General features: G+C 43.7%; 22 protein-coding genes. 7 read left to right on the top strand and 15 right to left on the bottom strand.

Going from position 1 to position 25919, the window contains the following annotated elements; translation table 11 throughout:
- Nucleotides 1-123: 123 nt before the first annotated feature.
- Nucleotides 124-1506, top strand: coding sequence for an MATE family efflux transporter (locus tag L3V33_RS02765; RefSeq protein ID WP_017082305.1), 1383 nt, complete (start codon nt 124-126; stop codon nt 1504-1506).
- A gap of 97 nt (nt 1507-1603) precedes the next feature.
- Here L3V33_RS02765 and L3V33_RS02770 read toward each other — a convergent pair whose 3' ends face one another.
- The 3 genes from L3V33_RS02770 to L3V33_RS02780 form a co-directional block, all read right to left on the bottom strand.
- On the bottom strand, nt 1604-2167 hold the full coding sequence (locus L3V33_RS02770; protein WP_267136819.1) for a type II secretion system protein: 564 nt from the start codon (nt 2165-2167) through the stop codon (nt 1604-1606).
- Nucleotides 2168-2530: 363 nt separating this feature from the next.
- Nucleotides 2531-4057, bottom strand: a complete 1527-nt coding sequence (locus L3V33_RS02775) for a methyl-accepting chemotaxis protein (protein ID WP_171308049.1) — start codon at nt 4055-4057, stop codon at nt 2531-2533.
- A gap of 425 nt (nt 4058-4482) precedes the next feature.
- The gene (locus L3V33_RS02780) at nt 4483-5367 is read right to left on the bottom strand and encodes a LysR family transcriptional regulator (RefSeq protein ID WP_065206276.1); all 885 of its coding nucleotides are present in this window, start codon (nt 5365-5367) and stop codon (nt 4483-4485) included.
- Nucleotides 5368-5520: 153 nt separating this feature from the next.
- On the opposite strand from L3V33_RS02780, the gene L3V33_RS02785 reads away from it, so the two are divergent.
- Nucleotides 5521-6126 carry a short chain dehydrogenase gene (locus tag L3V33_RS02785; protein WP_054546927.1) on the top strand — a complete coding sequence of 202 codons (606 nt, stop codon included), beginning with the start codon at nt 5521-5523 and terminating at the stop codon, nt 6124-6126.
- Nucleotides 6127-6269: 143 nt separating this feature from the next.
- On the opposite strand, the gene L3V33_RS02790 is transcribed toward L3V33_RS02785, so the two are convergent.
- The 9 genes from L3V33_RS02790 to L3V33_RS02830 form a co-directional block, all read right to left on the bottom strand.
- Nucleotides 6270-6896 carry a LysE family translocator gene (locus L3V33_RS02790; RefSeq protein WP_237288916.1) on the bottom strand — a complete coding sequence of 209 codons (627 nt, stop codon included), beginning with the start codon at nt 6894-6896 and terminating at the stop codon, nt 6270-6272.
- 282 nt (nt 6897-7178) lie between these two features.
- On the bottom strand, nt 7179-8039 hold the full coding sequence (locus L3V33_RS02795; RefSeq protein ID WP_237288917.1) for a delta-class carbonic anhydrase: 861 nt from the start codon (nt 8037-8039) through the stop codon (nt 7179-7181).
- A gap of 382 nt (nt 8040-8421) precedes the next feature.
- A complete protein-coding gene (locus tag L3V33_RS02800; RefSeq protein WP_114635402.1) occupies nt 8422-8820 on the bottom strand; it encodes a hypothetical protein in 399 nt (132 codons plus the stop codon).
- A 142-nt stretch (nt 8821-8962) separates the two neighbouring features.
- Nucleotides 8963-9340: a VOC family protein gene (locus L3V33_RS02805; RefSeq protein WP_114635772.1), complete on the bottom strand. Its 378-nt coding sequence runs from the start codon at nt 9338-9340 to the stop codon at nt 8963-8965.
- A 200-nt stretch (nt 9341-9540) separates the two neighbouring features.
- On the bottom strand, nt 9541-11583 hold the full coding sequence (locus tag L3V33_RS02810) for a M4 family metallopeptidase (protein ID WP_237288918.1): 2043 nt from the start codon (nt 11581-11583) through the stop codon (nt 9541-9543).
- Between the two features lie 458 nt (nt 11584-12041).
- The gene (locus L3V33_RS02815) at nt 12042-12410 is read right to left on the bottom strand and encodes a hypothetical protein (RefSeq protein WP_237288919.1); all 369 of its coding nucleotides are present in this window, start codon (nt 12408-12410) and stop codon (nt 12042-12044) included.
- A gap of 218 nt (nt 12411-12628) precedes the next feature.
- Entirely contained in the window at nt 12629-13711 is a 1083-nt protein-coding gene (gene trpS / locus L3V33_RS02820) for a tryptophan--tRNA ligase (protein WP_237288920.1), read from the bottom strand.
- Between the two features lie 251 nt (nt 13712-13962).
- On the bottom strand, nt 13963-14763 hold the full coding sequence (locus L3V33_RS02825; RefSeq protein ID WP_237288921.1) for a hypothetical protein: 801 nt from the start codon (nt 14761-14763) through the stop codon (nt 13963-13965).
- Between the two features lie 252 nt (nt 14764-15015).
- Entirely contained in the window at nt 15016-16419 is a 1404-nt protein-coding gene (locus L3V33_RS02830) for a D-serine ammonia-lyase (protein WP_237288922.1), read from the bottom strand.
- 135 nt (nt 16420-16554) lie between these two features.
- Between L3V33_RS02830 and L3V33_RS02835 the strand changes: the two genes are divergently transcribed.
- On the top strand, nt 16555-17748 hold the full coding sequence (locus tag L3V33_RS02835; RefSeq protein WP_135457777.1) for an MFS transporter: 1194 nt from the start codon (nt 16555-16557) through the stop codon (nt 17746-17748).
- Nucleotides 17749-17787: 39 nt separating this feature from the next.
- On the opposite strand, the gene L3V33_RS02840 is transcribed toward L3V33_RS02835, so the two are convergent.
- Together L3V33_RS02840 and L3V33_RS02845 are read right to left on the bottom strand one after the other, a co-directional pair.
- Nucleotides 17788-18570 carry a helix-turn-helix transcriptional regulator gene (locus tag L3V33_RS02840; RefSeq protein ID WP_237288923.1) on the bottom strand — a complete coding sequence of 261 codons (783 nt, stop codon included), beginning with the start codon at nt 18568-18570 and terminating at the stop codon, nt 17788-17790.
- Nucleotides 18571-18717: 147 nt separating this feature from the next.
- Nucleotides 18718-19251 carry a YbhB/YbcL family Raf kinase inhibitor-like protein gene (locus L3V33_RS02845; RefSeq protein WP_237288924.1) on the bottom strand — a complete coding sequence of 178 codons (534 nt, stop codon included), beginning with the start codon at nt 19249-19251 and terminating at the stop codon, nt 18718-18720.
- A gap of 243 nt (nt 19252-19494) precedes the next feature.
- Here L3V33_RS02845 and L3V33_RS02850 point away from each other — a divergent pair, with 243 nt between their 5' ends.
- From L3V33_RS02850 to L3V33_RS02865, 4 genes are all read left to right on the top strand, one after another.
- On the top strand, nt 19495-20904 hold the full coding sequence (locus L3V33_RS02850; RefSeq protein WP_237288925.1) for a DUF3404 domain-containing protein: 1410 nt from the start codon (nt 19495-19497) through the stop codon (nt 20902-20904).
- Nucleotides 20882-21529, top strand: a complete 648-nt coding sequence (locus tag L3V33_RS02855) for a response regulator transcription factor (RefSeq protein ID WP_054546940.1) — start codon at nt 20882-20884, stop codon at nt 21527-21529. Before L3V33_RS02850 ends, L3V33_RS02855 begins: the two co-directional genes overlap by 23 nt.
- Nucleotides 21529-22347, top strand: a complete 819-nt coding sequence (locus tag L3V33_RS02860; RefSeq protein WP_237288926.1) for a DUF2861 family protein — start codon at nt 21529-21531, stop codon at nt 22345-22347. Before L3V33_RS02855 ends, L3V33_RS02860 begins: the two co-directional genes overlap by 1 nt.
- A gap of 120 nt (nt 22348-22467) precedes the next feature.
- Nucleotides 22468-24912: a glycoside hydrolase gene (locus L3V33_RS02865; protein ID WP_237288927.1), complete on the top strand. Its 2445-nt coding sequence runs from the start codon at nt 22468-22470 to the stop codon at nt 24910-24912.
- A gap of 72 nt (nt 24913-24984) precedes the next feature.
- Here the strand turns inward: L3V33_RS02865 and L3V33_RS02870 are convergent, their stop codons facing one another.
- Nucleotides 24985-25887 carry a LysR family transcriptional regulator gene (locus tag L3V33_RS02870; protein WP_017092646.1) on the bottom strand — a complete coding sequence of 301 codons (903 nt, stop codon included), beginning with the start codon at nt 25885-25887 and terminating at the stop codon, nt 24985-24987.
- Nucleotides 25888-25919 lie beyond the last annotated feature (32 nt).

The following is a 25919-nucleotide window of genomic DNA, read 5'->3' on the forward strand; positions in this document are numbered from 1 at the left end:
TCCAAAGCTTGACCCTATACGGTAAGGTGTTTATATTGTCGCCCGCCCAACGGGGCACATCCTAAAATGCACACCGGCCATCCTGCCATCATTCGTGTATTTATATTGGTGTTGTGAACTTCCATGCTAACGAAATTTCGTCCTTTTACTCGTGAATCGGGTGCGCTTATGCATCTTTCGATTCCAATCATTTTGACTCAAATAGCTACCCAAGCGATGGGATTTGTCGATACGACAATGGCTGGCCAAGTAAGCCCTGCCGATCTCGCCGCTATTGCACTTGGCACCAGCCTTTGGATCCCAGTGTTACTTCTTCTACGTGGAGTGATTATGGCGTTAACACCCGTTGTCGCTTACCACCGCGGCGCACGTGACTTTCAAAGTATCTCTGTTGAATTCTTCCAGATGGTTTGGTTGGCATTAATTGCTAGCGTATTACTTATCGCTTATTTGGTGAGTGCGAAACCGATCTTAGAATGGATTGGAGTCGCCGCTGAGATCATTCCTATCGGCAGCGATTATGCGTTTGCCCTAGCCTTTGGTGTTCCGGGTATTGCCCTGTTCTACACTTTGAACGGCTTCTGTGAAGGGATGAACAATACCAAAGTACCAATGATCATTTCTGTGGTTGGGTTGTTGGTGAATATTCCGGTCAACTACGTACTTATCTACGGAAAGTTCGGCTTCCCTGAAATGGGCGCTGTAGGTTGTGGTTGGGCAACAAGTTTGGTGTATTGGTTAATGTCGGGAATGCTGTATTCCTACATTAAAGGTCATCACCACTACAAGACCATTATTAGCTTTGCCGATGCAAAACCAAAAGCAAAAGAGATGCTTCACCTTCTAAGGTTAGGTTTACCTATCGGGATGAACATTGCGGTATGTGGCAGTATCTTTGCGGTAATCGCTCTGATGATTGGTCGTATTGGTGCAGAGAACGTGGCAGCGGCGCAAATTGCTCTGAATATATCGAGCCTGACATACGTGATTCCAATGAGTATATCATTTGGCATTACAATTCGTGTTGGGCACGCTTTGGGTGAAAAAGACGAACTTGGCGCGATTGAACGTAGCAAAGTCGGTATCTTGGTTGCAGCTTTAATCTCGCTTCTTTCAGTGGCTATGTTCCTACTGTTCCCTGAATGGATAATCAGGCTTTACACCACCGACCCTGCAATAAGCGCTACGGCAGCGGTGTTGTTAACCTTTACGGCGATGTACCAATTCAGCGATGCATTACAAACATCCGCTAACGGTGCATTACGTGGTTATAAAGATACTAAGATCCCAATGATCTTAGCCATCGCTTCATATTGGGGCTTGGCACTGCCACTCGGCATGGTGCTAGGACTAACAGACCATATTGTTCCAGCAATGGGTGAAGAAGGCTTTTGGATTGGTATCCTAACGGGCTTGAGTGTTTCAGCGACGCTGATGTTAATTCGCTTGCGATACGTGATTAAGAAGCGTGACTTGCCACCAGCAAGTGCTCCATTGGTAAACTAAGACAAATCATTAAGCTAATACAAAAAAGCGCGTTATTGCTACTCGGCAATAACGCGCTTTTTTATTGAATTTCTATAAACCAGATGATGTGCTTGGTTTAACACTCATCGTTCATAACACGAACTGTACACTCACAACCATCTACTGGACATGTGTCTCCACTTGTCCTGCCGCCAAAAGAATCATAGATAACATAACAACCCGAAGGTAAGGCATCGTCGGTAATGTTATTGCTGTTCAGGTCTGCGTCGCTAAAAGGTTGATTGTATCCGACTACCGTATGTCTATTTCCATAATCTGAGATAATACTGTCATCATCTGACAATGTGAGGAAATCGAGCATTTTTAATTTGTCTCCGGACTCCCCTCGGCTTTCAGGGCAAAGTGTTCCCCAATCGACTTCAACGCTACCGATACCAAAATCGATTACGTAGTTGCTCTGATCACCTGGGTTTGTTGCGTCCGGGTTAAGTCCAACAATAATGGCTTTAGAAGTCACCTGCGTGATAATGCCTTCCATAGCACCAGCAACCCCCTCTAGTACCGCTTCTCTTGCTGACTCTTGAATATTGAGGAACCTCGGGGCAGCGGTAACGGCCAATACTCCGAGTATCACGATCACAATGATTAATTCCATTAAAGTAAATCCGTTTTTCTTCATAACACCCACATCAACTGACAACTACAGATACGATTACTGAATGAATTATCAATAACTATACATCGTGATGAGATGCGGAACACCTTATGTGTCGCGTCAGAGTTGTTGTTTAGTCGATTTTTAGACCTTGCGCATGGGAGGATAAAAATTAGCGCCTTGTTGTCGCTGTCTTATTTGATCGCGTTGTTTTGAATGAGCTAAATTGTCACGATATTACACTGCAGGCACATTCTTCATTTCTGTTGCGCTCTATCGGAGTATCTGTGTCGGCATATCGCAAAAAAAATAGCGCTCATGCAAGACATAAGCGCTATTCAATAACTGGAGACTCAACACATCTCTTAAAGAGATATGTTGGGAAGTCTAGATTTTAAATGAACCGACATAACGATCGAGAACTTGTGACAACTCTGCCAGCTGCTGGCTTGATTGCTCTAACTTCTCACTTGCGCTCAAACCGTTTTTGACTGAGCTATTAACCGTATCCATGTTCATATTAATTTCATTCGCTACCGCTGATTGCTGCTCCGTTGCCGTTGCGACTTGCGTATTAATATCAAGAATAGCCAAAACTTGCGTGGAAATTTTTTCCAAAGCTTGGCGAGCCATTTCAGTTTCAGTCGTACCCTCTTCAATTAAGCTCTTACTATTACTCATCGAACTAACAGCGTTCTTAGCTTCGGTTTGAAGTTGGTTGATCATAGTGTCAATTTCATCGGTAGACTGCGCGGTTTTTGTCGCTAGGTTACGAACTTCGTCAGCAACAACCGCAAAGCCTCGGCCAGCCTCACCAGCACGCGCAGCTTCAATTGCAGCATTAAGTGCCAGCAAGTTCGTTTGCTCAGAGATACCTCGAATAACATCAAGAATAGTACCGATCGACTGGGTATTATCAGCAAGGCTAACAATGATGTCAGAAGCACTATTCATTTCGGCTTCAAGGTTCGAAATTGAAGTCGTGGTCTTCTCAATCGTCTTATGACCTTCTTGAGTTTCACTCGCTGCCATGTTTGCCGCACTTGCAGCACCAGCTGCGCTAGATGCAATTTCATTAACCGTGGCAATCATTTCATTCATAGACGTCACGACCAACATGGTTTGTTCGTTCTGTTCTTGCCCTCTTTGCAACGCTTGCTGCGACTGTTCACGAAGCCCAATAGCGGTCTTATTTAATTCGACACCCGTATTCACTGTTTGCGTAATTATCTCGTGCACCTTGCCAACGAACACATTGAAAGCCGATGAGATTTGAGCAACTTCGTCATTCCCTTTGATAGGCAAACGTACTGATAGATCACCATCACCTTCAGAAATATCATGCAATGTATTTTTCAATACCAAGAGAGGTTGCATCAGTTTGCTAAGAAGAAGTGATAGAACAACGAGACAAACCACAAAAATGAAAACCATTGAAGCGAGCTGGTAGCTAATAATGCCATTCGTTGCTTGGCTAACCTCTGTGATAGGGATACCGATATCAAAAGTACCGTACAGCTCACCGTTGACGTAGATAGGTGCCATGATGTCAAACACCCACACTTGTTGAACATCAGCGTACCATTTTGAATACTGTTGTACGCCTTTGGTCGCGCCTTTAACGGTATAGCTATCTTCATAAACTTTATTCAGTTTATTTTTGTCGCTGTGAGCAATAGCACTTACGTTACTATCAATAACAATCGCATAAGTGACATCAGATCGCTGTTTCAGCTCGCCCACCAGCTTTTGTAAATCTTGAACTGGATTGTCCGAATTCTCTAAGATATACCCAGCATTCCCAGCCAAAAATTCAGCTTGAACTTGAGATTTGTTCAATATTATCTCATCAATTTTTTCGCTTGAAATGAAATAAGTTGACGCCATACTCGCAGCGACGGCAATGCCAAACATAATAAAAACGGCAAATAGGATTGTTTTCTTCATTTAGGTTGTCTCGACGCAAGTTTGTTAAAAGTTCTCTAAAGGTTTCAAAAAGCGAAACCAAAGCTCGCACGTTTTATCTCGTGTTAGAGCTCGCCTCTATTCCTTTATCTGTAAAAAGCCCGATAACTTTAGCCGAAGAATACAAAAAACATATATTGATCACGTTTATGCAACACGCAAAATCATTCAATAAAGGTCAATTAACTGGAAATCAAGTAGTTGGAGTTCAGGTTAGAAGAAAAAATATCGATGAACAAATAAGTGCAAGAACACCAATTAAATTAGCGTCGGTCCAGGTCGAAATACCTAATCTAATCGAATCTAATCCAATCACATAGACAGCCCAATAAGAGCCTTCTTTGGTTCGCTGCGATACAAAAACACTCTTCCCATTAATCGACTTCTAACAAAGACGTCACCCATTTTTGTAGCGGATCATCGTTATACCTTGGGTGCCATGCGGCTATCACATCAAAACTCTCGGGGGATTGTTCCATTGGAATAGTCACCAAGTTCAGCCCTTCGATTGCCCTTGATGGTAAGAAAGCAATAGAGTCAGTAGTGTTTAAATACATAGGTACGATAGAGAAACACGGTGCAGATACCACCACGTTACGCTTTAACCCAAACTGACCAAACCATTCATCAATCGACCCTTTGAAGTTTGGACGCGATGGTGAAGCAATAATGGTTGGATAGGTCGCCACCTCCTCTAATGAAGGCGTGATCTGTGCTATTGAAGAATGAGGTGATGCAACACACACATGGTGCTCTTCAAACAGCTTGATTACTTTGTAGCTGCTTGGAATGTAGTCCGGAAACGCGATGGCTAAGTTAACCTTGCCGCTTTCCATTAGCTCGTGCAGGTTGTCGATTTCGAAGTCACGCACAATTAGCTTTAACTCTGGCGCTTGTTCCCTTAGCTTTGCAATTAAGCTTGGTAAGATGATCTGCTGGGCATAATCCGTCGCCGCAATCACAAACGTCCCTTTAGCTTTCTCTGGTACGAAATTTGTTCTAGATAACAACAAATTGAAATCGATCAGTAAACGATCAACACCAACAGATAACTCTTGTGCGAAGGTGGTCGGAACAAAGCCGTTGGTTTTTCTCACAAACAGCCTATCGTCGAACACTTCTCGCAGCTTCTTCAAATGCTCACTAACAGCTTGCTGGGTCAGCCCCAATTGATTCGCAGCTTTAGACGCGTTCTCTTCACGGATTAAAGCTTGGAAAACTCTAAGTTGCTTTATGTCTAATCGGTCTAGTTTGCTCACACGCACTCGCTTCGGTGAAGTTGGATTCCATGTCAGTGTAACACTCAACAAATAAAACCAGTAACACTCACAACTAAGCTTTGTTTCTACTTGTTTGGCTATTTGGTTAAAGTTCTTCCATCGAAACGAAACATATACAGATCGGAGAACAACATGAAAACAATCATTCTAATTGGCGCACGTGGCAAGATGGGTCAAGCAGCATTAATGGGCTTAGGCAATCATAACGTTATCACTGCGGGTCGCTCTGGCGATGTAGACCATATTGTTGACATCACTGACCCACAATCAATTGAGGCGCTTTACAAGAAAGTGGGACACTTTGATGCGGTTGTGAACACCGTCGGCCTTTGCGAATACAATACCTTTGCAGATATGACGGAAGAACAGTGGATGACTACGGTAATGAGCAAAATGATGGGACAAATTAACCTTGTTCGTATCGGCCAAAAGTACATCGCTGACGGTGGTTCATTTACGCTGATTAGTGGCATATTGAACGTTAAACCAATCCCTTTCGCTATTGCAGACGCAACCACCAGCGGCGCAATTGATACATTCGTAAAGTGTGTCGCTTATGAAATGCCAAGAAACACACGTATCAATGTAATCAACCCAACGGTTCTTGCTGAAGCATGGGATGTTTACGGTGAAATGATGCCAGGCTTTGAACCTGTACCGAGCAAATTAGTCGGTAAAGCCTTCGAGCGTTCTGTCGATGGCTTCATTACCGGTGAAGTGATTTTTGTAGATGCTTAGATTTAGCAAATGAACTGTGTTTATAAGCGCTCGCCTTTTATAAGAATAGTTTTTACAAGCACATAGTCCATTCCTCTAGAACAAAAAAGGCGAGCCATTCGGTTCGCCTTCTTGTTTAAAGAGTCGTGCTTAAAAAGCCATGTTTATCGATTTATCGCCAAATATGAGCCAGCAGCAATCATTATTCCACCGGCACTTTGGTTTAATCTTTTATGTGCGCGTGGCGTTTTAAGTAAACTGGCCATTCTGCCCGCGCCCATTGCAATTAGCATTAAACCAGACATCAGAGCAACAGCCGCTAAAACAGAAACCAATATGATATCTTGTGACTGCAAAACCGTCAGGTCAATGAACGTCGGCAAGAATGAAATATAAAAGAGAATCACTTTAGGGTTTGATGCTGAGATCAAAAAGCCTTGTGCGAAACTGGCGCGTTCTGATTTCTGACTTTGTTTGGCTGCGAGTTCCGCTGAGCCTTGCACTTCCGGTAGGCTCTTAAACATCTTGTAGCCTAAGTAAATCAAATAAGCCGCACCAACGTAGCGAATTACCTCAAAAGCAAACGACCAGTTCTCAGCAATCGTCGCGAGACCAAAACAGGCAAGCGCAAGATAGATAAGATCACTGCATATCATCCCTAACGAGAGAGTGATGCACTTTCGCCAACCGTTAACCATGCCACGAGCTAAAATGGCAAACACGCCAGGCCCCGGAGTAATACCAAATATAAACATGGCAATAAAGAATGTAATCGCACCTTCTAATGACATTGGACTGTCCTTATCTATAACCCAACATAATTGATCATGAACGTATCATGGAGCTTCGATTCGGGTAAAGAACGTTTTTGACTAAGCACGTTTAACACAACTCATGTTTTGAATAAGTGTCACGCGTAATTTCCCCGCTAAGCCTAAACCTAAACCTAAACCTAAACCGAAGCCTAAGCCTAAGCCTAAAACTGAAACTAAGCGTTTTTCTTTAAGACACAAAAAAGGCGAACCTAGTGGCTCGCCTTTGAAAAATATTGATTACAAATCAACGTAACAAGATTAGTTCGCTATTGGTGACAACAACTCTGGGTTTACAACTATGTTTCTCACACCATGCGCGTGATCTTCGTTGAAGTCATTGCCTTCACACCAGCTGCCAACCGTCGCAATGTTTACTTTCGCTACTTGTGGTCTCACGCTCCATGTTACTTGGAACGGTGAACCTTGTTCATTGTAGCCAGGGCCAGTTGTAGAGCCTGCGTATTGAATCGCTGAGCCCGTATTTTGTGGAATGTTCGGGGCTTGGTTTAAACCGTTGACTTTAGAGTGTTTCGCTAATGCTTCGAAGTCGAGAGCTTTGTCGTCATTAACTAATACATAGACTTGAGTTTCAACACGCAATTGCGGATTGGTAATCGCATCGTTAAAACAAGCGCCCAGTGTTTCACCCGGTTCAACTTGCGCCGTTGAATACACGTAATGCACCTCAATAGTATCTCCCGAGTGAAGAGAACCATGATCACTTGGACAAACCTTTTGATCGAATGGTTTAAGTTCAACCGCACTTAGCTTACCTGTGTATTTGAAACCACTTTGGAAGCCCTTACCATCACCATTGCCAGCGTATTGAGTAAACTCACCACCTTTATGTTCGGCGTTCTTGTGAAAGTGAATATTACATAAGTTCATTGCTGTTGAATCTGGCGCATCCGAAAACAGGCGGGCGTTAGTTCCCTTTAAAGAGTCTAAATCTCGTGGGGCTTGCGGTCCAAAACCTTTCCCTTGAGTATTTTCAGAAAGGTTCGCTCTTTGTTCGGCGATAACTCCATCTGAAACAGCTTCATGATTCGCGCTAGATGCATTTGCTTGAGCCGATAACATGACCATCGCAACGCTTAAAAACACACTCTTGTTCTTCATATCTCTTCCCTAGAATATTGATAACTTAATCTAAACATCGAACTTCACAACAAACATATTACTATGCTCCAAAGTGAATATAAGACATTGTCTTAGCAAGATTAGATTTCATTGCTTACTTTTGGGTAAGAGTATTAAAAGCCTTGGTGCATATAACAAATCGAACACAGTAAATACGACTAGTCCCTTCCAGAACGAGAAAATTCCTACGTTAGTTGACCGTGTTTCGACTCAATCAGATAGAGCTGTGGATATTGAACAACAAACATAATAGCCAACAGAACGATGAGTTAATTAGGCTGCGATATAAAAAAGGCGAACCACTTAGCTCGCCTTCATCGCTTCATTACAAAGTTTAGCTTGGAGTTCGCCCCCAACTTGCTTATCCATGGCCCGTCGCAAATATCCCGAAGGTCAGAATGTTCAATGTGTCTGTCACACCCTCTAACGATTTAATGACCTTCTTGGTTGGTTCATTATTTTGCAAGAAATAGTTTCCTATACCCTTTTCACTATCGTGCTCATCGGCCGCATGTTTTGCCGTTATTTGAGAGGTTTCGGTTGATGTAAGCTCTGTCTTAGCGTGTGTATTCGAATCTTCATTTGCGTCAGTACCGGAGTTTGTTTCTGTACTAATGTCTAGATTGGTCTCTTCCTCTACACTTTTAGATACAGTGTCTTCGTTACTTAATGTCTTATCATCAAGTTGATTGTTGCTCGTTGTAGAACAAGCCGTCAAAAGAAATAGGCTAACGATGAATGTGATTAAATTTCTCAGCATAGGGATTAGAGTTTGAATTAATAAAACATTGTTCGATTGTAATTTATTTGCCTTTCAACATCCAGCATCTATTGGCTCTAAAGGCAGTTGGTGTGCTATTAACTTTCTATTAAACGGTCTGGTATTTTGCTCTCGCCAACATCTAGTAATTGGATATTTCAATCAGGTTCCCATCAGGGTCTCGAACATAGACAGAAACGATTTTACCCGTTGCACCTGTTCGCGGTACTGGTCCCTCTTCTATCACGACTCCTAGCGCTTGGATATGCTCAATAACATCAATCATGGGCGTATTGGTAATAAAGCAGAGATCGGCACTGCCAGCTTGCACGCACTCAGCCTTTGGCTCGAACTCATTACCTCTTTGATGAAGATTAATCTTTTGATTACCAAACGATAAAGCCAAACGCCCTTCACCGAATTGGATTGACTTCATACCTAACACGTTTTGATAAAAATCCACCGTCACGGATAAGTCTTTAACGGTTAATACCAAATGGTCCAAATGGCTAATTTCCAATTTAATCATCCTTATCTCGTCGTTACTAAATGTTGAATATTCAATGCTGAATAACGCTAAGTTACATACTCTAACGTTGGATTTGCTAACACAAGATAAGCGTACACCTTCACTTCTCACTTTGAACGAATAAAGGGAGCACAGACTGCGCTCCCTTCTCATCGGTTTTAGCTAACTTGAATCACTTTAAGTCGTTTTAACTAGTCACAAGTACCTTCAAATACCCAGTACCAATAATTGTTGAACGGGTCGGCTCCCCAGCTATCCGCAGACGCTGAGAATCTATTGCCATAATATTGAATTGCTGTGCCTGCGGGGTAATAGTAATTTGGGTTCCACTCTTGAAGGTTATCGCACAAACCTTGTGGTTCTGGCTTAGGTTCTGGTTGTGGCTCAGGTTGAGGAGCTTCTAGGTCAGCACTCACAGCAACATACGCATCCATCGAACCTTGAGCCCCAGAAGCCATCACGTAAATGTCAGCGCCCGTTACACCATTGAGACCACAATATTCTCGGTTACCTCGATTAGTTGACGCACAATCGTAGTCACTCAGCGTGGCTGGTCGACCGATTGCAACGTACATGTCTACTTCACCGTACCCATTATAAGTCTGCACCCATACCTCATCGGCTGGTGTGTTTTTGAGAACGAACTGTTGCTGATCCTCGCCGTCACTCAAGATAGGCGTTGGCATATTGATCTCTAGGTCCACAACGTCTGAAGTTGGTGATGGTAATGGTGGATTAGGCTGACCAGAACCACAGTGTTCTACATCAATGCCTACTTCGTTAAAAGCAATCCTTACCGCAGAGGTTTCATAACCAAGATCTTGGGCCGCTTTGCAGACACCGTCAGCACCTTGTTGGAAATCCGAGTTAGGTGTCCAATAAAGTTGGTTAGCGGTCGCGTAGGCCTCAAAAGCTTTCTTAATTCCCCAGTTATTGCTTGTTGATAAATGGTAAAACGCTTTATTGAAAATGCCAGAACTATGGTGAACATCAATGCCGTTGTAGTACTGGTTGACGTGGTCAATAGACACACCATCTTGGCTTGGTTGAATGAAGTAACGCATTGCATCACTATGTTTCATCACATGTTCGCCCATCTTCCAATTGAAGCTACCGTGCACATATTCACTTAATGCTGCTGCTGCCACATCAGAAAAGGATTCATTCATTCCTCCCGACATTCCACGATATTCTAAGCCTGAGTTTTGTTCGGTAAAGCCGTGGCTGACTTCATGGGCGATCACATCCCATGTTGCTAGCGGATACATCGATTGGTTACCATCGCCGAATGTCATTTGACGACCGTCCCAAAATGCGTTCCCATAATTTGAACCATAGTGAACACGCATCGTGAGCTTTTGTTTAATCGGACGTGTATTTAGCCAATCTTGGTACATGTCGAATACACGTTGGCCAAAATAGTGAGCGTCATTCATCGGCGCATACGCACCATTCACTGCGCGATAATTGTTAACGTTCACGCCATTATTATCGCTACAGCTAAACTGATGTATCTGCCCAGAGCTTTGCTGATTGTTCATGTTCAGAGTAACGACGTTCTCGCTGTCCATTTGGCAATACGGGTTAACCTGAAAACCGCCATACTGTGTGTTTGAGCCAAAATAATAACGCCCACTTTTTTCGTTACCGCCAGGACCTTCAGCCTCAAGAAAAGCGATGCCTTCCCACTGTTCCAATAGCTCACCAGATTTAGCATCCACAAGCGTAATCGGCCTTGAAGGAGCCATCCCTTTAGTCTGTAAGAAATCAATTTTATAGATGAGCCGAGCAGACTGCTGATCATCAAGCCAAATAACAAGCTCAGTGTGAGGGTCACGGATAGTAGCCGCTGCAATACCTTTGTGTTGTGACTTCGCAATATCAACCGCCTGTTTAGCATTAATCATGGGCAGTGTTGAACTAATATCTGACTCAATACCGGTTAACACTTGGCCATCAACAGCTTTTGCCACACCTTGCTTAGAAAGATCAACGACCACAGATTGTCCATAAACAGGAATTCCATAATGGAGCTGCTTCTTACGTAAAAGTGTTGTTGTATTGGTGTTTACTCGGCTTATATCTTGATAAGACAGTGGTTCACTGGCTACTGTAAGCCCTTGTTTTGTATTATTAAGTACTTTAGACAAGTCAACCTTCGAATAGTCAACAACATTAGCAGCTTGAGAAGTAAACGCTATTGGGAATAGCATTATTAAATGTGCACTACGCATATGTAACCTTTTATAATTATGTTTTACAAATTCACCAACTTGATGAGCACGTATCTTAACGATAGATATTCTACATATAGAAATAAACCTAGTTGCATACGTGAGCTTAATTCAAAACATAATTACTGGAGCAAGACGAACTGAGACATGCAGTCAAAAAAAGTAAGTAAAATCTGATGGTTAACTGAAGCAATGTAATAAGAAGAACGAGAAAATACGAATTTATCCTCATGTCTTTTATATCCATATACAAAGAACTGAACCCAAAGATTGAACATTATTCGTCGCCTCTTTGGGTTAACGACGACGAAAGCGCAGCGTCTACAAATTCAACGGTTTGAATTCCATGATTACCTTCCGAAGAATAACCATGATGAGTGCTTGCTGGTACTTTGGTGAAACGTGTTATTTATCAACCCATATCAGCAATAAACAGATATACTTCGGAATTCAGCAACTTAGTCGTCACGCTTGTTTAGTGTGTAGTTAACTACACTGTCTTCTCCCACAATGAACACCCAAACATTTTCGCCGTCTACAAAGTGAAATTCATTGGTCGACTCACTCGACTCCAATTTCGCAATAAACTCGGACAATGCTGGCTCGTTGATGATAAAGCTCCCTTCTGATGTATTCGCATCCAGATCGTTATTCACTTCAATATTCAAAGTAGATTTAGGCAGGATGTCGGGTAACCAACCTCTGTCAAACAAGCGTTCTTCTTTGGCTTGTGCATAAGTCGAGTATTCATCGCTGACTACATCTGAACAACCCGACATTAGGGCCAGAGCCGAAAATAAGGTAGGGAGTAAAACGTTAGTTTTCATTTAATTACCATTACTTGAAGGTAAGGTTTTGAGGTCGTGCTTTGCCACATAACCTCAAAGACATTCATAAAAGACATTTTATAAATCAATCGTAATCACCATTCAAATCAATTGACTTTATTTACATCCAAACCAGTCATTGAATACCAAACTCTTGATTGCTAAGTCATCGCGCTTTCACTCTCCCGCCGTTTAGCCTGTGACAGGTGCAGTAAATGCTAGATAATATTCAGACCAAAGACGCCTTTTACATCGAACAATACCTTTTGCGTTCTTTCCCTAGAGACTTCGCTACCATTTCGCAAAATATCGATGAGCTGCGCTTTGTCATCCAGTAACTCAGCTCTTCTTTCACGAATAGGACGAAGCATCTCTTGTAAGCACTCTTCCAATACTTTCTTAGTTTGTCCATCGCCTAGCCCACCTCTTTGATAATGCTCTTTTAGCTGACTGACATAGTTAACGTCTGTGTGAAAAGCATCAAGATAAGTGAACACGATGTTCCCTTCTACCTTGCCTGGGTCTTCAATTCGTAGATGGTTTGGGTCGGTATACATGGATTTAACGGCAGCTCTGATCTCTTTTTCTGTTGAACCAAGATTAATGGCGTTGCCCATCGATTTAGACATCTTACTTTTACCATCAGTACTAGGGAGACGCGAGGCGTTGCTGAGAAGTGGCCTGCATTCATTCAAGATTGGTTTGCCAGCGAGCGAATTTAACTTTCGCACGATCTCATTGGTTTGTTCTAACATCGGCAGTTGATCATCGCCAACAGGTACTAAAGTCGCGTTGAACGCGGTGATGTCTGCAGCCTGTGAGATTGGATAAGTGAGGAAGCCTGCTGGAATTGAGCGTCCAAATGCTTTGTTTTGAATCTCGCTTTTGACCGTTGGATTACGTTCCAAGCGAGCGATAGAAACAAGATTGCTGTAGAACATGGTGAGCTCAGCTAACACCGGCAACTGTGATTGTAAACAAATCGTGGTCTTCGCCGGATCAATTCCAACAGCAAGATAGTCAGCGACTACATTGAGAATGTTAGAAGAAACCTTCGAGGGGTTATGGGCGTTGTCGGTCAGCCCTTGCATGTCGGCGACCAATATCGTTTGGTCGTGAATATGCTGCAAAGAAACTCTTTGTTCGAGAGAACCGACGTAATGGCCTAAATGCAAAGGCCCAGTTGCTCTATCGCCAGTCAGAATGATTTCAGGCTTGTTGGTATTGTTCTTACTGCCAGCGCTATAGTTGCTGACCGCATCGCTGTTGCTATCAATATGGCTGTTTGAATGGGTTTTCATGAGGTATCTCCAAGTTAGAAAGGCTACTGGAGATAAAAAGAGGCGACATTTTTGATGACATTCTTAGCTACCGTCCAGCAGCTAAAGAATGTGAATATTCCGTGCTGCTCTATTAAGAGCACCACCAAAAGAAAATTGAAGTTGAAGCAGAATTAAATTTCATGGTTAAAACCTATCAACAATACAGACTAGCGACAACTGTTATTTACGCGCACCAGGAAAATAGGTTTTAAGATTAACAGGTTATAAGCTTAATCTTTACCGGAACACAGTTCAGTGATTCGGTCACACATGGCTTGGTTAACTGTGAAGTGGGTGTTGAGGAACGCTAGTTGGGCAAGTGCTGATTCAGCGGTGCGCTCGTAACCTTGGGTAAAGGTTGGTAGCAATTGGGCAAACTTAGGAAAGCGCGCTTCTAGCCTTCTATCCGACATAAACTCATCGACGAATTCAGGCTCAGAATGTTCAGTTTGATCCACAAGATCGATCAAACGATCAAGTGCGTAAGATTGAACGAACCGACTCCCAGCCAGCTTTTCGCCTCGATTATAACGAGACATGCCCACATAAAGATTGGTAAGTGCCTCACCAATGATCCACTCTTGGGAGTTAGTGTCTGACTCCCCTTTTACGGGAGGAATACAACACTGCGTATCAAATTCCGGTTGCTGCCAAACAATGCGCCCTTCAGCAAATGGAATATGCGCTAACTCGTGGGGTTCAAACACAGCAAATTCGCAGAAGATTCCGTCAGCGTAAAGCACTTTATAACCATCGACGGTGTTTCTTACGGCATAGTCGATTGGGTGAATATCAGAGAGCCAATGCAAACTGTCTAAGTAATACTGCTTGTGCCCTGTTTGTACTATCGCGAAAAAATCGACATCTGAATACTGATCCAATCGTTCTGTCTCAATACCGACTGAGCCCAATCCCAATAAAGCATGAGCCTTACCCGATGCTTCCAAAGACTCCCCAATCGCATCTAAACGCTGTAGTAATTTTTCTGGTGTGTTTATGTGTCTTGTCTGCATCACTTTATCCGTTTGCATTGCTCAATCCCTATCAAGTTGAATGCCACTCAACCTAACTGATAGTTAGAACATCTATGAAGTCTAATTTATAAAATATGTGTTTTGGATAACGATCTGCGCAGGTTATTGTTTGAATTACGGTGGGAATTGGAGATGAGAAAGAGTGTGTTCAAGCTATAAACATCACTCTTCTCTCCTGACTTATCTGTTTAACCGCTTACATTTATAAACACCCAGTTTATAAACGATCAACTTACAAACGCTTTAGGGCTAAACCGACGATTTTTCCAAGTAAGCGGCCATTTCTTGCTCTGGCACCATGCCACCACCAGTCGCCCAAACAAGATGCGTTGCATTCGCTAGCGTCGACTCATCAATCTCTAGGCGATCAAGATATTCTCTATTCTGCTCAACATGAATCACACCCGGCATGCCCGCAAGTGCTGAAGGCTCTAATTGAATCCCCTCGGCTTGATTCAGTTCACTTAGCAATTGATACATGCGTTCGTCGGTTAATGTGTAGTAACCATCAAGCAAACGTTCCATCGCGCGACCAACAAAACCAGACGCACGACCCACCGCTAAGCCGTCAGCAGCCGTTAGATTGTCGATGCCAAGATCTTGTACTGAAATTTGGTCATGCAAACCGGTATGAACGCCAAGAAGCATACAAGGTGAATGCGTCGGCTCTGCAAAAACGCAGTGCACATGGTCGCCAAATGCCATCTTCAAGCCAAATGCAACACCACCGGGCCCGCCACCTACTCCACATGGCAAGTAGACAAATAATGGGTGTTGTTTATCGACCACTATTTGTTGCTGTTCAAATTGTTGCTTTAGTCGTTGTCCTGCCACTGAGTAACCAAGAAACAAGGTTTGCGAATTTTCATCATCAATAAAGAAACAACGTGGGTCTCGCTCCGCCTCTTTACGCCCTTGTTCTACCGCGACGCCATAGTCTTGTTCGTACTCGACTACGTTGACACCGTGCTCACGCAGTTTATTTTTCTTCCACGCTCTTGCATCAGCCGACATGTGTACCGAAACTGTAAAGCCCAACTTGGCGCTCATGATGCCAATCGACATTCCTAGATTCCCCGTAGAACCCACTGCAATGCTGTATTGTTTGAAGAAATCACGAAACTTAGGTTCGAGCAGTTTGCTGTAATCATCACTTTCGCTGAGCAAGCCCGCTTCAATCGCAAGTTTTTCGGCGTGCGTTAATACTTCATAGATACCGCCACGCGCTTTAATTGAACCCGAAATCGGTAAATGACTGTCTTTTTTCATCATCAAACGCCCTTTTATTGGCTGCTGATAACGGGCTTCTAACGCTGATTTCATTGACGGAATATCGATAAGTTCAGATTCAATAATGCCATTGGTCAATTGAGTTTCAGGAAACGCCTTCGCAAGATAGGGAGCAAACCTTTGTAACCTCAAGCTCGCGTCGTGAATATCTTCTTCGCCTAACCCCACATAAGGCAAACCGCTCTCCAGAGTCGTCACATCTGGGTTAAACCAACTTACCTCTTCCAACGCTACAAGTTGTTCCAACAGCGGAAAGTCGTTAACAAGCTTATCTATGTCTAATTCGGTATCTATGTTTAATTCGCTAGCTAAGCTTAATTCGCTATCTAGGTTTAACTCAGCATCGAGTTTCAATTCAGTCATGGTTACCTTCTCTAGCATAGAGCAATCTGCTCTCGTTCAATCACTTGGTTTAACGCTATTTAAACGGTATTTGTGTAATCATTCAATGGCCTGTAGGCTAGCACTTCTTGTCATAAGCAAACAGTAGAGCAATCTATGAGCGCCTCACTTCGTAACAGCATTTTCGTCATGCTCGGGATTCTATTCTTGGCTCTTAACCTGCGTGGGCCTTTTACGAGCTTGGCTCCTGTGCTTTCTCAGGTTATGGAAGGTCTCAACCTAACGTCTTCTGCTGCTGGCTTCTTAACGGCTTTGCCATTGTTAACTTTTGCCTTGTTCTCACCATTAGTCACCAAGATATCTCAACGAATAGGCCTAGAACCTAGCTTACTATTAGGCTTAGTTCTGATTACCGCGGGGATCACTCTGCGATCTTTTGGAGTTATCACTACCTTGTATATAGGTACTGTGATGATCGGTATTGGTATCGCGATTGGTAACGTGTTGTTGCCCGTTGTAGTGAAAATTAGCTTCCCTACACGTATTGCGACGGTCACCTCATTGTACATCTTTACGATGGGCATCGGCTCGACGTTAGGCTCAAGTTTGATGGTACCGTTTTCAAATCTAACCTTATTCACCATCACGGGTTGGCAATTAGCACTGTTAATGAACATAGTGTTCCCAATGTTAGCTCTGATGATCTGGTTACCTAAAGTCAGAAAGCGCTCTTCTTCTACGGCCAGTAACAAGCATCAAGAAACGCCGATTCCGATGAAAAAGATGATCAAGAGTGGCGTTGCATGGCAAGTAACATTGGCTCTTGGGCTAAATTCATTCACGTTTTATTCTTTGGCGGGTTGGCTGCCACAGATCTTGAACGACCTTGGCTACAGCGAAATTGACGCGGGCTACATTTATGGATTTCTACAATTTTCGACGATGGTTCCTGGATTGCTGTTACTGCCGTTCTTAGGTAAAAGCGATAACCAACAATGGCTCATTACGCTTTGTACTTCGAGTGTATTTATTGGATTAATTGGGCTGCTGTATTTGCCTGAGTTTGCGATCTTTTGGGTGGGACTTTTTGGATTAGCCAACTGCTCTACGTTTATTATCGCACTCTCTTTTGTTGGCTTGCGTACATCGAATAGCAGCCAAGCCGCATCGCTGTCGGGTATGGCGCAAGGAATTGGTTATGCTTTAGCAGCAACAGGTCCAACGCTGGTGGGTAAGCTTCATGCTCAAACAGATTCTTGGAGTGTTCCCATTCTGCTGATCGCATCCGTTGCATTTGCGTGCACGATTTTCGCGGCACTGGCAGCAAGAGACAAGAAAGTCAGCGTTTAAACGATGAAAGTATGAATTTGAAGCCGCGACTATTCGCGGCTATTGAACCGCGACGGTCTTAATATACTCGCTAGGTGTCAAACCGAACTTCCCTTTAAAGCGCTGACTAAAACGCCCTTCCGATTGGTAACCGCAAGACTGAGCCAGCATCGCGACATTCTGCTGTCCGTTTTGCATCAGATAAAGCGCGTGACTCAACCGCACCTCAGCCAACACCTCACGATATTGCATGCCTTCAAGTTTGAGTTTTCGAATAAGCGTGGCGCGGCTCATCGCAAAACGCTCTGCGACCGACTCTAGCGGATGCTTATCATCAGGTGAATGTGAAAGGTAATGGCTGAGCTTTTGGCTAAACGAAACGTTGGCACTAGCAAACAATCGATGCAACACACCTTTTTCAGCTAATTGTTGGTATAAGCCCTGCAACCAAAACTGTTGGGTCTCTTTGCTCATGCTCTGTGTATCAAACGAAAACAGAGCGTTGAGTGAGTCTTGTAAGTTGCGATCAGCTTGTACTGTAGGTAGCCCTATATCATTTGAACGTTCCTCACTTAAATCCAACATTGCCTGAGTTGGCTGGTGATGGAAGCTGAATACACGCGATAGAAAACGGCCTTTATGAGGCATATTTTCAAAGCTCAATGAGGCAGAGGCTTCACAAAGCAACAACTGTGAATGTGATAGCTCTTCAGCTGAATCTTTCCAAAACAGACGCTTACTACCTGTGATTATCTGGATAATACTAGGGGATAGAATCCTCACATTACGCAGTTTCTGTAACTGTTCAGCGCGAAAAACCGTGACTGCATATTGATGATTCATCTTGTCCCCTTGTTTTATTTATTACTAACGACCAGCTATCGCATCAATAACTGGTCGCTTTATTAGTGTCCGTAAATTATCAACGTGTATATGCTATCAACATGTATAAGTTACTAACGTATATAAGTTATTAACGTGTATAAGCTATTAACGTGTATAAGTTGCAGTCAGTTTCGCTTTGTCTAAAGCCATGCTGTTCAACGTAAACCCAACCACAGCCGACGGCGTGTTTTCGTCTAGGTTGAGCTTATCCATTGGCAATGCCCAAACCGTGAACTGGTAGCGGTGCATGCTATCTTTTTCAGGAGGACAAGCGCCACCGAAACCTACCGTTCCATAATCTATGCGGCCTTCTTTGCCACCCACTTTAGAGATGTCGACACCACGAGGGAGCTCGCTCACTGTTGCTGGAATATCAAACGCGACCCAGTGCCAGAAACCACTTTCAGTCGGAGCATCTGGATCATAAGCCGTGATTGCAAAGCTTTTGGTTCCTGCTGGAGCATCTTTCCACATCAACTGCGGTGACAAGTTCTCGCCGTTACAACCCCAACTTGAATATTCAAACGTCTTCGCCATTGGGTGACCTTCTTGAATATCATTACTCGTTAATTCGAATGCCTGAGCCGAGCCAGCTGTTAATATACTAAGTGCCAATACTGATTTAATGAGTGTTTTCATGGTGGTTCCTCTGATTAGGTATGAGCCAAGTATAGTCCCCTCCATTCGTTCAATAATGACAATAAGTACACAATAATCTAGTTTAATCCATCCAAATGATACTTACTGCATTTCCAATTTATTATTTTAAAACATGACCCACTCGACAATTTGTTGTTAAAGGAACACTTGTTGACATTCAGGTTACAAATCACGTCCAAAACTCTTTAGACTCGCCCCACGACTTTTAACGAGAATGATTGGATGCGTAGGTTTACCTTAGCTCTTTGCTTGATCTTTTGGCTCCCCACTCTAGCCAATGCCCAAAGTTTGCAAGACAAGTGGCAAACCCTGTATCAACTGAGCTGGCAATCATCCCCAATCCTAGTATCTCAACAAGAGTTGGCTCAGTATCCGAAAGTTCTGCTTCATGAACGTAGCCGCTATCCTGATTTCAACCAATTCAGTTGGGACGACATCGCAGCGTTAGCGTCAATACAAGATCACTGCCGAGCGATTGAAAGCGATAACCCTTCATTACATGACGCCATCGAGTTTGAGCTCGCTTTGTGTCAGCAACAAGCATTGGATTCCATTTGGTTTGCTGCACACTCCAAACGACACCCTGCAGGTGGTAGTTTTGCTGATCATTATTTGGCAGTTTACCCCGACGTAAGCGAGCAAATACGCCCGTTTTTGAGTATTACCAACCCTCAGCACCCTTTATATACCAAGCTAGAATCGCTAACCGCTCAAGGCAGAGAAGCACTGCTCAGTGGGTACCGAGCTTGGCAACAGGACGATGTGCTTTGGTTAAGTGGCGAACAAGGCTGGAAAGCCATTCCCTTAAATGTTTGGCTACCTATTGCAGAGCAGCAAGAGGTGTCTTTGACGGGTGAAACCTGCACTTTTCGTTACAGCAACGTCTGCTTAAGCGAACCTAGCAATGACAATCTGATCATGAAAACGTTGATCTTTACATTGCTGTTAACGTTGCTTTCCGGACTCGGTAGAGTCTTATACCTAAGAACAAAACAACGAAAAGAGAGGCAGTTCGTTTTACAGCTTCTTACTCATGAACTTCGCACGCCCATTACTAGCCTAGGTCTAACCGTCGAAATGTTTAGAAATCGCTACGATGACTTTTCTGATGAAACTCAAAATGCGGTTTGGCGTTTAATATCCGACTATCAAAGGCTCTCTCAGCTCACCGAAAACAGTAAAGTGTATCTAAGTTCGGATCAGTCAGAACCTTTGTTGAAGCAAAACGCTTCATTAGAAGAGTGGCTCGATCATGTATGTGAAAAGCACAATATCGAGTATCAATGTGATTCAAGTGATGCTGAACTTAACCTACCGTATTACTGGCTAACCATCTGCTTAGATAACTTGATTAAGAACGCTAAACAGCACGGTATAGGTGAGGTTTTGGTCAAGGTAGAACTCGCTGATAAGCTCAGGATTGAGGTGCAAGACGAAGGTCACTTCCCTTCTTTTCTGCAACGGTTAGTATCTCGAGCAACACCGAATATCAATCACAGACAAGACAACATGGGCATTGGCCTCACAATTGTCGAACACTTGATGAAACAAGCGAATGGCCGCCTCATTATTCTTCGTAACCCAACCCGATGTATTTTGGAAATAGCTTATGAACACCCTACTGCTGATTGAAGACGACCATCTACTTGGACAGGGCCTCGTCAGCTTCTTTGAGTCCAATGGTTACCAATGCCTTTGGGCGAAGGATTCAGAGAGTGCCAGTAAGCAATGGTTCCGAGCCGATCTAGTGATACTGGATCGACAACTCGAAGACGGTGACAGCTTGCGACATTTGCCGAATTGGTTACTGCTCAAAGCCCTACCAGTGATTGTGTTAACGGCTAAAGTGGAAGTCCAACAACGCGTAGAAGGCTTAATGGCAGGAGCCAAAGATTACGTCACTAAACCTTTCTCGAACGAGGAGTTGCTTGCTCGAGTCATTACCCAACTTCGTCCGTTAGGGGTGAGCCACTTAAATTACGCAAATATCCAAATCAACTTGTCAGAACGAATCGCTTATTTGGATGAAAGCCCGATCACGTTAAAACCTAAAGAGTTCCAGTTATTGGTCTTGTTTGTTCAGAACCAAAGTCGTGTGTTTCATCGTGATGAGTTACTCAATAAGATTTGGGGTTATCAAGCCTTTCCAAGTACCCGAACCGTGGATAATCACATACTGCGCTTGCGCCAGAAGCTGCCAACCCTAAAGATCGAAACACATCGCGGCGTTGGTTACCGCTTAGCTGGGGAATCATAATGAGAGTCACTTCGTTAATCGCATTGATCTGCGCTTTGCCGTTTGCGTGTCACGCCGCTTGGTTTACCAACACACCATTGCAACATACGTATCAATCTCTGCTTGATGAACAACCTCAAGTCGCGTGGCAAGAGCTTCAAATCGCACTCGATCAACAAACACTCGATAGTGAGCTTTGGCTGCCTGTGAAACAAGAGATATTGAGCCAAACTCAATGCGGAACTTCACTAAGACAAGACACTGAGACGAAACATCACATTCAAGTTAGCTTCATTCGACGCTACGGCCTGTCATCGCAAGGTTATCAAATCAAAGTCGCTGCAGAGCAACTCAGTGAAGACACGAAAATCCAAACACAACCTATCTCTCTGGTTTCCCCAAGAGGTAAAATCCTTCTCGATGGACAACTCGCTTCTAACAATGAGTATCAAGAGATTGAGACTAGTGAAATGTTTATCAAACCCGAATCTGGTGTTTATCAACTAAGGATAGGTTCGAACCACTATCCTATTGTTGTCGCTTTAGACAACAGCAAGCGATGGTTAACACTCGAAAGTAAACTCAGCGAACCACATATCGTGATCACGCCACCGAAGGTGATCGACAACTGCCCTAACGCCAATGTGAGTTGGCAATGGTTCGATGAGAACTACAACCTGTTAGGCTACAAAGTGCCAATCAAGATAGCGCAAGCACCCGTTCCCACAGAAAGCCCACTAGGGACTAATGCCAAACACTTGAGTGCTTCGGTTGAAATGTTTGAATACCAAGGCGCGATTGAAGTCCAATATGTGCAGCGTGTCGCGGTGCCTTTCTAATGGAATGCATTCAGAAGAAGATGAGAAACTAGGTAATGCAGAAAATAGAGACATATAGGTGACAAAGCACTAGCGCTACTTGGGTGTAATAACCGTACTTACCCTTTACGGAATCTAGATATGCTCAGCGTACGTCACCCACTCAATCTTTCTACTTGTGCCATTGTAGCTTTAACAACAGCTTGTCTGTTTTCATCCAACGCACAAGCGAGCCAAATAACGCTCACCAGTATTAGCAACAGCAGCGTTAGCGGAAATAGCATTAGCGGCAGCAGTATTCGCGACAACGCTAACAGTGCTACCAACAATACCGTCTCTATTTCATCGAATACTTTAGAGATAGATTGGAACGGCTTAAGCGTTAACAGCGGCGCTCTCACCGTTGATAGCCAACCACAGAAAGTGACGAATCTAGTCATTGGTCTTTCCGATAAAACTAACTCAGCAAAGACCGCAACTTGGACCTTAGTACCTAGTGGAATAAACATTGAGGCAGAACTAAATCAAGATCAACTCACTTTTCAGTTCAGCTTCCCTTCAAATATACAGGTGAAACGTAACCAGCCCGTAGAGTTGGCTTGGTTTGATCTTGCAGAAAAACAAACTCAGACCCTATTTCTTCCTTTTGGCGAAGGCATGCGTGTACCTACAGATAACAAGCTTTGGGGTAGTTATCTAGTCGACAACCATTCTGGAAGCAACACCACTCAAGACCTAAAGATGCCTTTTTGGACAGCACAACAGAACGACCACTTCATTAGCTATCAGATGATTAATGCAACCAACAATCAACTGCTCTTTTCAGATGCATCCTCTAATGCTTCCTCAAATACAAAGACCAAAATTGATATGAAGGCATCACACCAATTTACGATGCTCAATCAGTCACAGCCTTTTATTGTTCGTATCACCCTCGGAGACTCGTGGTTAGATGGTGCCAAACAATACCGAGATTGGCGCATCAATAATGACCAGTCTGAAACACTTGTAGCAAAGCAAAAGCGCAATCCAGATGTGAGTAAGTTGATCGGCGCGAGCCACGTTTATTTGTTTGGCAAAGATCCACTAAGCGTCCAAGATGTAAGCGACTGGTGGGGATTGAAAAGCTGGTATCTAAAGGGCTCAAAACTCAACGTTTCCAAGGAAGCAAAAAGAGAGCTTTCATCACTCTCCAAGGGTAAAGATTGGTTCAGTCAGTACCACAAACAGTTATTGTTAGACTCTATTAGCCAGTCGTTGCAGGTGTTATATCCAGTTGGTAATCCGACACTCGAAAACAACACGATCAAAGCTCAATACGTGGCAGCGCAGAATAAGAAAAATTGGTTGGTTGAACACGCCTCCCCCTACCTAAACTCGTCAGACACTTGGGGACAAGCGTTGTCTTCAGGCATGGTTGCCAATCTAAATAAGGCAGGCTTAAACAAACTTTGGCTCGGATTCGATAATTGGATGCCAGCATTCTATCAACCTAACGCTGTGGGTCTGGCAAAACAGTCCGGATATCTGGTCGGCACCTACGATTCCTACAACACAGCCATTCCTGCGAAGCTGAACGACAGCTGGCTAACCGCTCAATTACCAGAGCCGATGCGTGAGAGTTGTGCCATTGAACTAGCGGATGGCAGCTTAAAAAAAGGGTTTCGAGGTAACGGATTCTACCTCAATCCGAATTGCCATTTAGATTACGTAAAGCAGCGCGCTCAAGACATTATGAAATTCGGCAACTTCAACAGCTTGTTCTTAGATGTTGATGCAACCGCCATGGCACGTGAGGATTACAGAGGCTCTATAGACAGTCATAGCAAGAGTCATAGCAACAGCAATGGTAATGGCGATACAAACGAATCGGATATGCTTTCTGCCTTCAACAACCGAATGCAGTGGCTAAGCGAGCAACCATCGTTAGTATTAGGATCTGAAGACGGCAACAGCCTAACAACAAAAGGCATCGCGTTTGCGCACGGCTTAGAAACGGTTGGTTTTGGTTGGACAGATAAAGACATGAAAGAGAACCGCCGATCTCCCTATTACTTAGGTCGTTGGTACCCAGACCACAAGCCTGACTTCTTCTTTAAACCCTCCGAGGTTAAAGAGCCCTACAAGTCGCTACTGTTTTCGCCACAATATCGAATTCCGCTTTACCAAGCCGTTTTCCATGATGAAGTAATCAATACGCACCATTGGCACTCAGACAGCCTTAAGTTCACCAATATACAAGCAAATCGTGACTTAAGCGCCATGCTGTATAACACGCCACCGATGGTTCACTTGACCAGAGATGAAGCTTTATCAAGTTCAAGCCCGAGAATCAGAGCATTGAAACACTATCAAAATGGCTTTGAACCGATGCACGAACAGTTATGGGATAAACAGTTGGTCGATTTCGACTGGTTAGATAAGAACGGAGATGTTCAACAAACCGAGTTCAGTGACGGGAGTAAGATCATTGCCAACTTCTCCAACAAGACCTTTCGTCACGATAACGTTGATATTGCGGCCCTGTCGGTCAAAGCTATATTGGCGAATGGACAAGTCGTCGATTGGCAGTCAACTTATCATTAGCTTCGATACGGTTTAGGCAAAAACGATTAATAGGAAGCCTAAGCACTTATTTACCCGCTAAGGTTATCCCCGTTACTTTTGCTTCCTATTTTGAAAGGCAGTCAGTAGATAGTCGATAAAGACCTTTTTACGTTTCGGCATCAACTGTCTGTCTGCATACACTAGGCTTACTGAAACTTCTGGCATCTCATACTCAGGTAACAAACGAATCAGCTTCCCTGTCTTGAAGTGCTCACGACAAATGAATTCAGGAAGCACCGCCAAGCCGAGCCCATCCACACACGCTGTTAGGCATGCCGTGATGGTATTCACTCGCAACTGACACGGCAGATCGATCAAAATCGACTCACCGCCTTCTAATTGCAAATGCCACTTAGGTAGACGTGCCGCCTTGTTCACCACTTCAATCATCCTAAATGGAGGCTTAAGGTCATCGGGTGAAGAGATTTCACCGAACTGTTCTAAATACTCAGGGCTGGCTACCAATACACGCTTCGATGTTGTGAGGTAGCGAGAAACCAAGCTCGAATCCACCAACTCACCAATTTGCGCGTAAAGATCGATCCCCTCTGCAATGATGTCAACTTCTCGATTCGACAGTTCTAAGTTCAAAGTCACGTTTGGGTGCTCTTTTAGGAAACTGTGGATGTATGTGGCTAATACTTGATGTCCCAATTCGACAGGCAACACAACATTCAACTGCCCTCGGATCAAATCCTGATTGGCAGAAACCTCTAACTCAGCTTGGTTCATGATCTCTTGCATCTGCATGCTCGACTGATAAAAGCGCTCACCCTCTGGCGTTAAAACTAAACTTCGTGTCGAACGAGTGATCAACCTCACACCTAGGTGCTGCTCGAGCTCGTCTAGCTTTCGGCTGACGGTCGACTTGGTCATGTTCAATGCTTCAGCTGCGTGCGTAAAACTCCCACAATCAACAACTTGTGTAAAAACAGTCACAGCATTTAAGTCCATCGTACTTCTCCCAAAGCTATATTAGTAAGATT

This window comes from Vibrio sp. A2-1 (assembly GCF_021728355.1).
Lineage (GTDB): Bacteria > Pseudomonadota > Gammaproteobacteria > Enterobacterales > Vibrionaceae > Vibrio > Vibrio splendidus_K.

Excerpts from the sequence above, each read along its gene's own strand:
- L3V33_RS02850 (WP_237288925.1), top strand. The coding sequence starts at position 19,495 with ATGCGTAGGTTTACCTTAGCTCTTTGCTTGATCTTTTGGCTCCCCACT.
- L3V33_RS02865 (WP_237288927.1), top strand. The coding sequence starts at position 22,468 with ATGCTCAGCGTACGTCACCCACTCAATCTTTCTACTTGTGCCATTGTA.
- L3V33_RS02765 (WP_017082305.1), top strand. The coding sequence starts at position 124 with ATGCTAACGAAATTTCGTCCTTTTACTCGTGAATCGGGTGCGCTTATG.
- L3V33_RS02810 (WP_237288918.1), bottom strand. The coding sequence starts at position 11,583 with ATGCGTAGTGCACATTTAATAATGCTATTCCCAATAGCGTTTACTTCT.
- L3V33_RS02770 (WP_267136819.1), bottom strand. The coding sequence starts at position 2,167 with ATGAAGAAAAACGGATTTACTTTAATGGAATTAATCATTGTGATCGTG.
- L3V33_RS02835 (WP_135457777.1), top strand. The coding sequence starts at position 16,555 with ATGAGCGCCTCACTTCGTAACAGCATTTTCGTCATGCTCGGGATTCTA.
- L3V33_RS02785 (WP_054546927.1), top strand. The coding sequence starts at position 5,521 with ATGAAAACAATCATTCTAATTGGCGCACGTGGCAAGATGGGTCAAGCA.
- L3V33_RS02825 (WP_237288921.1), bottom strand. The coding sequence starts at position 14,763 with ATGCAAACGGATAAAGTGATGCAGACAAGACACATAAACACACCAGAA.
- L3V33_RS02860 (WP_237288926.1), top strand. The coding sequence starts at position 21,529 with ATGAGAGTCACTTCGTTAATCGCATTGATCTGCGCTTTGCCGTTTGCG.
- L3V33_RS02800 (WP_114635402.1), bottom strand. The coding sequence starts at position 8,820 with ATGCTGAGAAATTTAATCACATTCATCGTTAGCCTATTTCTTTTGACG.
- L3V33_RS02775 (WP_171308049.1), bottom strand. The coding sequence starts at position 4,057 with ATGTTTGGCATTGCCGTCGCTGCGAGTATGGCGTCAACTTATTTCATT.
- L3V33_RS02845 (WP_237288924.1), bottom strand. The coding sequence starts at position 19,251 with ATGAAAACACTCATTAAATCAGTATTGGCACTTAGTATATTAACAGCT.
- L3V33_RS02855 (WP_054546940.1), top strand. The coding sequence starts at position 20,882 with ATGAACACCCTACTGCTGATTGAAGACGACCATCTACTTGGACAGGGC.
- L3V33_RS02840 (WP_237288923.1), bottom strand. The coding sequence starts at position 18,570 with ATGAATCATCAATATGCAGTCACGGTTTTTCGCGCTGAACAGTTACAG.
- L3V33_RS02795 (WP_237288917.1), bottom strand. The coding sequence starts at position 8,039 with ATGAAGAACAAGAGTGTGTTTTTAAGCGTTGCGATGGTCATGTTATCG.
- trpS (WP_237288920.1), bottom strand. The coding sequence starts at position 13,711 with ATGAAAACCCATTCAAACAGCCATATTGATAGCAACAGCGATGCGGTC.
- L3V33_RS02790 (WP_237288916.1), bottom strand. The coding sequence starts at position 6,896 with ATGTCATTAGAAGGTGCGATTACATTCTTTATTGCCATGTTTATATTT.
- L3V33_RS02830 (WP_237288922.1), bottom strand. The coding sequence starts at position 16,419 with ATGACTGAATTGAAACTCGATGCTGAGTTAAACCTAGATAGCGAATTA.
- L3V33_RS02815 (WP_237288919.1), bottom strand. The coding sequence starts at position 12,410 with ATGAAAACTAACGTTTTACTCCCTACCTTATTTTCGGCTCTGGCCCTA.
- L3V33_RS02870 (WP_017092646.1), bottom strand. The coding sequence starts at position 25,887 with ATGGACTTAAATGCTGTGACTGTTTTTACACAAGTTGTTGATTGTGGG.